Origin of the sequence: Aeromonas sp. A35_P (assembly GCF_002259925.1) — a bacterium.
GTDB classification, from domain to species: Bacteria; Pseudomonadota; Gammaproteobacteria; order Enterobacterales; family Aeromonadaceae; genus Aeromonas; species Aeromonas dhakensis.
Genome location: NZ_NEVB01000088.1, coordinates 37,725 through 44,184, shown reverse-complemented (window position 1 = coordinate 44,184; position 6,460 = coordinate 37,725). Strand labels below are relative to the sequence as shown.

The 6,460-nt window shown below is 60.3% G+C and carries 5 protein-coding genes; all 5 read right to left on the bottom strand.

Annotated features, from left to right (window positions below):
* Positions 1-58: 58 nt before the first annotated feature.
* Positions 59-778 (bottom strand): RNA polymerase sigma factor FliA, encoded by a 720-nt coding sequence (locus CAK78_RS06790; RefSeq protein ID WP_005298811.1) that lies wholly within the window; start codon positions 776-778, stop codon positions 59-61.
* Positions 771-1,646, bottom strand: coding sequence for a MinD/ParA family protein (locus CAK78_RS06785; protein WP_010634619.1), 876 nt, complete (start codon positions 1,644-1,646; stop codon positions 771-773). The genes CAK78_RS06790 and CAK78_RS06785 overlap by 8 nt, the downstream gene beginning before the upstream one ends.
* A 1-nt stretch (position 1,647) precedes the next feature.
* Positions 1,648-3,060 (bottom strand): flagellar biosynthesis protein FlhF, encoded by a 1,413-nt coding sequence (gene flhF / locus CAK78_RS06780; protein WP_094696782.1) that lies wholly within the window; start codon positions 3,058-3,060, stop codon positions 1,648-1,650.
* 16 nt (positions 3,061-3,076) lie between these two features.
* On the bottom strand, positions 3,077-5,179 hold the full coding sequence (gene flhA, locus CAK78_RS06775; protein WP_005298806.1) for a flagellar biosynthesis protein FlhA: 2,103 nt from the start codon (positions 5,177-5,179) through the stop codon (positions 3,077-3,079).
* 107 nt (positions 5,180-5,286) lie between these two features.
* Positions 5,287-6,417 (bottom strand): flagellar biosynthesis protein FlhB, encoded by a 1,131-nt coding sequence (flhB, locus tag CAK78_RS06770; RefSeq protein WP_094696781.1) that lies wholly within the window; start codon positions 6,415-6,417, stop codon positions 5,287-5,289.
* Positions 6,418-6,460: the final 43 nt, after the last annotated feature.

Genomic DNA, 6,460 nt, shown 5'->3' with positions numbered 1-6,460 from the left:
GGCTGAGGGTCATGGGTAATCAGGTAGAGTTTTGTTTCAGTGTAGCCAGTACAAACACTTATACATGCCAATCTCTTAAACGCGCGCGTAATCTGTGCATCGCCTGACTGTGTATCTGGCTCACGCGAGACTCGCTGACGTTCAATACCTCGCCTATTTCACGCAAGTTCAGTTCTTCATCGTAGTAAAGGGAGAGCACCAGCGCTTCCCGTTCCGGCAGGCGGGCAATGTGTTCAGCCAGCGCCCCCTGGAAACGTTCGGCCGCCAGTTCATCAAAGCCGTTGCTGCCCGGCTCGTCATCGGGGTGGCCGATGACATCCTCGCTGACGCCAAGATCCTCGATGCCGATGATCTTGCCGCAGGACACATCCTGCAGCATGGTGTGATACTCGGCGAGGCTGACCCCCATCTGGGCGGCTACTTCGGTGTCGCGAGCATCACGACCGTGGGTTTGTTCAACATTTTCGATGGCTTCGGCTATGGTACGGCTGTTGCGGTGCACCGAGCGCGGCACCCAGTCACCGCGCCGGATCTCGTCCAGCATGGAGCCGCGGATGCGGATCCCGGCGTAGGTTTCAAAACTGGCCCCCTTGCTGCCATCAAAGTTGCGGGAGGCTTCGAGCAGCCCAATCATACCTGCCTGGATCAGGTCATCCAGCAAGACACTGCTTGGCAGGCGAGCCAACAAATGCTGGGCGATCCGCTTCACCAGCGGAGCATGGCGCTCGACCAGCACGTAGGAATCCTGATGACGCAAGTACGCTTGGGCTTTATTCACGGGAACCTTCCTGTGCTATGACCGGCTTTTGCAGCAAATTTTCCAGGAAAAATTCGAGATGACCGCCGGGTTGGTTAGGAATGGGCCAGCTTGCAGCCTTGTTGGCCAGCGCTCTGAATGCCAGTGCGGCCGGAGACTTGGGGAAGGCTTCGACAATCAGCTTCTGCTTGCGTACGGCAGCCCGCAGATTGGTGTCATAAGGCACGCAGGCAACCAGCTCCAGCGAGGTATCCAGGAAGCGATCGGTCACCCGGGTCAGCTTGGCGTAGAGCTCCTGCCCTTCGCGCAAGGAACGCACCATATTGGCCACCACCTTGAAGCGAAACACGCCGTGCTCCTTGGAGAGGATCTTGATGAGCGCGTAGGCATCCGTGATGGAGGTCGGTTCATCACAGACCACCACCATGATGTCCTGGGCGGCGCGGGTGAAACTCAGCACCATGTCGGAAATGCCCGCCGCGGTATCCACCAGCAGGATGTCGACCTGGGTCTTCATCTCGCTGAAGGCGCGGATAAGCTCGGCGTGTTGCACCGGCGAGAGCTCGACCATGGACTGGGTGCCCGAGGTCGCCGGCACTATCATCATGCCGTAAGGACCTTCGACTATGATGTCGTCGATGGTGCATTCGCCCGCCAATACATGGGAGAGGTTGCGATGCACTCGCAGCCCCAGCATGACGTCCACGTTGGCGAGGCCAAGGTCGGCGTCCAGCACCATCACCCGCTTGCCTTGTGCGGCCATGGCTCCCGCCACGTTCAGGGTCACGTTGGTCTTGCCGACGCCCCCCTTGCCACCAGACACGGCGATCACTTTTACTCGATTGTTTTGACGCATTTTGCGCAGACCACTCGCCTGATCCATATACATGTTACTCATAAAACTCCGAATCTTCGGCCTCGCCAAAGCCTGTGCCCCAGAAATAGGGTTCTTCTGTTTCCCGCTCCAGCGAGCCCATGGCCGCTCCGACGAGCTGCGCCGCATTGGCGACCTGAATATCTTCCGGAACCCTTTGTCCATCAGTGATATAGCTGATGGGCAACGCATTCTGGATACACACGTTAATCACTTCGCCCAGATTCAGACTCTCATCCAATTTGGTAAGTATGCAGCCGCTCAATGGAATACGCCGGAAATGGTCCACCGCCTCCTGCATCACCCGACGCTGGGAGGTGGCCGACATCACCAGGTAGCTGCGGATGCGCACCTTGGCATTCTTGACCAGGGTATCGAGCTGCTCGGTCAGCCGGATATCCCGCTGCCCGACCCCCGCCGTGTCGATCAACACCAACCGACGGTGGCGAAACTGATAGAGGGCGTTGGCCAGCTCTTCGGCATCACGCACCTGGCGCACCGGACAGCCCATGATGCGACCATAGGTTTGCAGCTGTTCATGGGCACCGATCCGGTAGTTGTCGGTGGTGATGAGGGCCACCTGCTCGGCACCGTACTTCATGGCAAACCGCGCCGCCAGTTTGGCGATGGTGGTGGTCTTGCCCACCCCGGTCGGCCCGAGCAGGGCAACCGCCCCGCCCTGGCGCAGAATCTCGTCTTCGCTGATCTTGAGCTGGGCCGTCAGCACCTCGGCCAGCTGGGCCATGGCCTGATGGATCGGCATATCCTCGGGGATCATGCCGGCCAGTTGATCGGCGAAGGCATCGTCGAAGCCCATCTTCTTGAGCTCCTTGATGAGCAGGGCGCGCATCGGCTCGCGGCGCTCCACCTCCTGCCACATCAGGCCCGAGATCTGATGCTCCAGCAGCTTGCGGATGCTGGCCATCTCCTTGCGCATCCCCTCCATCTCCTGATCCCGCTGAGGGAATTGGGGAGCACGACCTGGCGCAGTGGCTCTCGCCTTCGGTTTCGCAGGCTCGGGAGCATTGCCCCACTGCCCCTGTTCGGCCAGGGTGCGGGGAGCTCCGCTGGCGGCGGCAGGCGCAGCGCCGTTGAGCCCCTGGCCGGCCGGGTTCAATTTTTGCTGGCGGGCCAGCAGGGCGGCCAGGGTATCGGCATAGTGTTCATTCTGCTCTTTGGCCGGGCTCGGCGCGGAGCGCGTCATCTGCCGGCCTGCAGACGAGATATTGACGCTCTCATCGTTCAACTGACGGCGAACCGGCGCGTCCTTGGGTCCCGGCACCTGGGACTGATAATCGACAGCGGCGACTATCTCCACCCCACCGGTGACCTTCTTGTTGGACATGATGACGGCATCGGGCCCGAGAGTCTCCTTGACCTCGGCCAGAGCCGTTCGCATGTCCTTGGCAAAAAACCGCTTAATCTTCACCCGTCATCTCCGCTAACTAGTTCTGTCCTACCGCACTGACGATGCGGATTTGCTTGTCATCAGGCACTTCCTGATAAGACAGAACGCGCAATCCAGGAATGGCATTCTTCACAAATTTCGCCAGGGTATTGCGCAGTATCCCTGATGTCAGAAGCACGGCCGGCTGGCCTTCCAGTTCTTGTCGTTGTGTGGCTTCCACCAGCGAGCGCTGCATCCGCTCTGCCAGTCCCGGCTCGATACCGGCACCATCACCACCCCCTGCCTGCAGGGATTGATGCAATATGCGTTCCAATTCCGGCGCCAAGGTGATCACCGGCAGTTCGGGATCCGGTCCGGCAATCTCCTGCACGATCAGACGCCGCAGGGCGATACGGCAGGCGGCCGTCAGCACTTCCGGATCCTGGCTGCGCGGGGCATATTCCACCAGGGTCTGCAGGATAGTGCGCATATCACGGATTGGCACGCCTTCATTGAGCAAATTCTGCAATACCTTCACCAGGTTACCCATGGAGATGACCTCAGGAACCAGACCTTCCACCAGCTTGTTCTGATGCTTCCCTATCATGTCGAGCAGTTGCTGCACTTCATCGTGACCCAGCAGCAGGGCGGCATGGTTGGAGAGGATCTGACTCAGGTGGGTGGCCACCACGGTCGCGGTATCCACCACGGTATAACCCAGGGTCTGCGCCTGGGAGACCTGCTCCTTGGCGACCCACACCGCCTCCAGCCCAAAGGCCGGGTCCCGGGTGGCAATCCCCTGGATCTGGCCGAACACCTGACCCGGATTGATGGCCATTTCCTTATCATGGTAAACATTGGCCTCGCCGGTACTGACCCCCATCAAGGTGATGCGATACTGGTTCGGGGCGAGATCCAGGTTGTCACGGATATGCACCGCAGGCACCAGAAAACCCAGCTCCTGGGAGAGCTTCTTGCGCACTCCCTTGATCCGGTTGAGCAGCTCGCCGCCCTGATTGCGGTCCACCAGCGGGATGAGCTGATAGCCCACCTCCAGTCCGATGATGTCCACCGGCATCACGTCGTCCCAGCTCAAGTCTTTCTGCTCGTGGGGCTGCTCCGCGTTCGCCGGCATCAGCTCGCCCTTGGCTGCCTTGGCGGCCAGCTGTTTCTCGCGGCGCAGCAGCCACCAGGCACCGGCGGCGGCAACGCCACCCAGGCTCAGAAACGCCAGATGGGGCATGCCGGGCACGCTGCCCATCATCAGCAGGATACCGGCCGAGATGATGAGGGCTCTGGGGTTGTCGAACAGTTGACCCAGCACCGCGGTACCCATGTCCTGATCGGTATTCTGACGGGTGACGATGATGGCGGCGGCGATGGAGAGCAAGAGCGACGGGATCTGGGCGACCAGACCGTCACCTATCGCCAGCAGGGTGTAGATCTGGGCCGCTTCGCCGAAGCTCAGCTGGTGTTGCACCATGCCGATGATGAAACCGCCCAGGATGTTGATGAAGAGGATCATGATCCCCGCCACCGCATCCCCTTTCACGAATTTCGAGGCACCGTCCATGGAGCCGTAGAAGTCGGCCTCCTGGGTCACGTCCTGGCGACGCTTCTTGGCCTCTTCCTGATTGATGAGGCCGGCGTTCAGATCCGCGTCAATGGCCATCTGTTTGCCGGGCATGGCATCCAGGGTGAAGCGTGCGCTCACCTCGGAGATCCGGCCCGCCCCCTTGGTGACCACCACGAAGTTGATGATCATCAGGATCATGAAGACGATGATGCCGACCGTGTAGTTGCCGCCGATCACCACGTTGCCGAAGGCCTCGATCACGTGGCCGGCCGCCGCACTACCGTTGTGGCCTTCCAGCAGCACCACCCGGGTGGAGGCGACGTTGAGGGCGAGACGCAGCAGGGTGGCTATCAGCAACACGGTCGGAAAGGCGGCAAATTCCAGCGGCCGGCGGGTGTAGACCGCCACCAGCAGCACCACGATGGAGAGGGCAATGTTGAAAGAGAAGAGGATATCCAGCATCAGCGGCGGGATGGGCAGCACCACCATGCCAAGGGAGGCCAGCACCAGCAGCGGCGTCCCCACGCCCTTGGTCAACAGCCACTTGTACTCTTTGATACGGCCCAATGATGCCTGGAGTTTCATCGTTTTTCTCAATCTCAAACCGCTGATGCCAGATTAAAGCAAACATCAAGCCAATAATGCAACGCATTGAAATGCAATGCTTTTATTTTGACTGTGTCAGAAGTTTGTCATTTGCGAAATTCGGGCGGGATGGGCAGATCCTTGGCCAGCGGGTTGGGGCGACGACCACGGCCACGGCGGAACTTCCTGAGCTGATAGACATAGGCCAGCACCTGGGCCACGGCGGCAAACAGCCCCTCCGGGATCTCGTGGCCTATCTCGGTAGCGTGGTAGATGGCGCGGGTCAGTGCCGGAGAGGGCATCACAGGGATCTCGTACTCTCGGGCTATCTCCCTGATCTTCATTGCGATTTCATCGGTACCCTTGGCCACCACCTTGGGCGCGCTACCGGGCTTGGCGGAATCGTACTTGAGCGCCACCGAGTAGTGGGTCGGGTTGGTGATCACCACGTCCGCCTTGGGCACATCCCCCATCATGCGGCGCATCGCCATCTCCATCTGCAGGCGACGGATCCGCCCTTTCACCTCGGGTTTGCCCTCGCTGTCCTTGAACTCGTCCTTGACCTCCTGCTTGGTCATCTTGAGCTGGCGCATGTGGTTCCACTGCTGGAACGGCACGTCGATGGCGACGATGGGGATGAGGGCACAGCAGAGGATGATCAGCATCCACAGCAGCAGATCCAGCGCGTCTATGATGCCGCCAGGGTAGCCCTCGAGGGAGAGGTTGAGCAGGTGGTTGAACTGGCTGGAGAGCATCCACCAGGCGAACAGGGTGATGAACACCACCTTGGCGATGGATTTGACCAGCTCGATCAGGGACTGTACCCCGAACATCCGCTTGATGCCGTTGAGGGGGCTCAGCTTGCTCCACTTGGGCAGCATGGCCTCGGAGGAGAAGTTCATGCCCCCCATCAGTATGTTGCCGACGAAGGCCGCAATGGCCACCAGCATGAACAGCAGACCAAGAGGCTGCAGCAGTTCGCGCAGCAGGGCCGGCAAAATGGTCATCATGGCATTGGGATCGAACGCCTGATCCCGGTCCAGGGTAAAGCCCATGGTGAGCACCTTGACCATGGCGCCGGCCAGACTCTCCTTGACCATCAGCAGGCCGAATACGGCCGACAGCAGGACGCTGGCGGTGCCCAGCTCCTTGGATCGTGCAATCTGCCCTTTTTCCCGGGCTTGTTGCAGTCGTTTGCCCGTGGGTTGTTCGGTACGTTCCTGATCGGTATCAGCCATGCTGACCCCCGCACCGGTTGAGTGGGCGAACCGGAACGCGCGC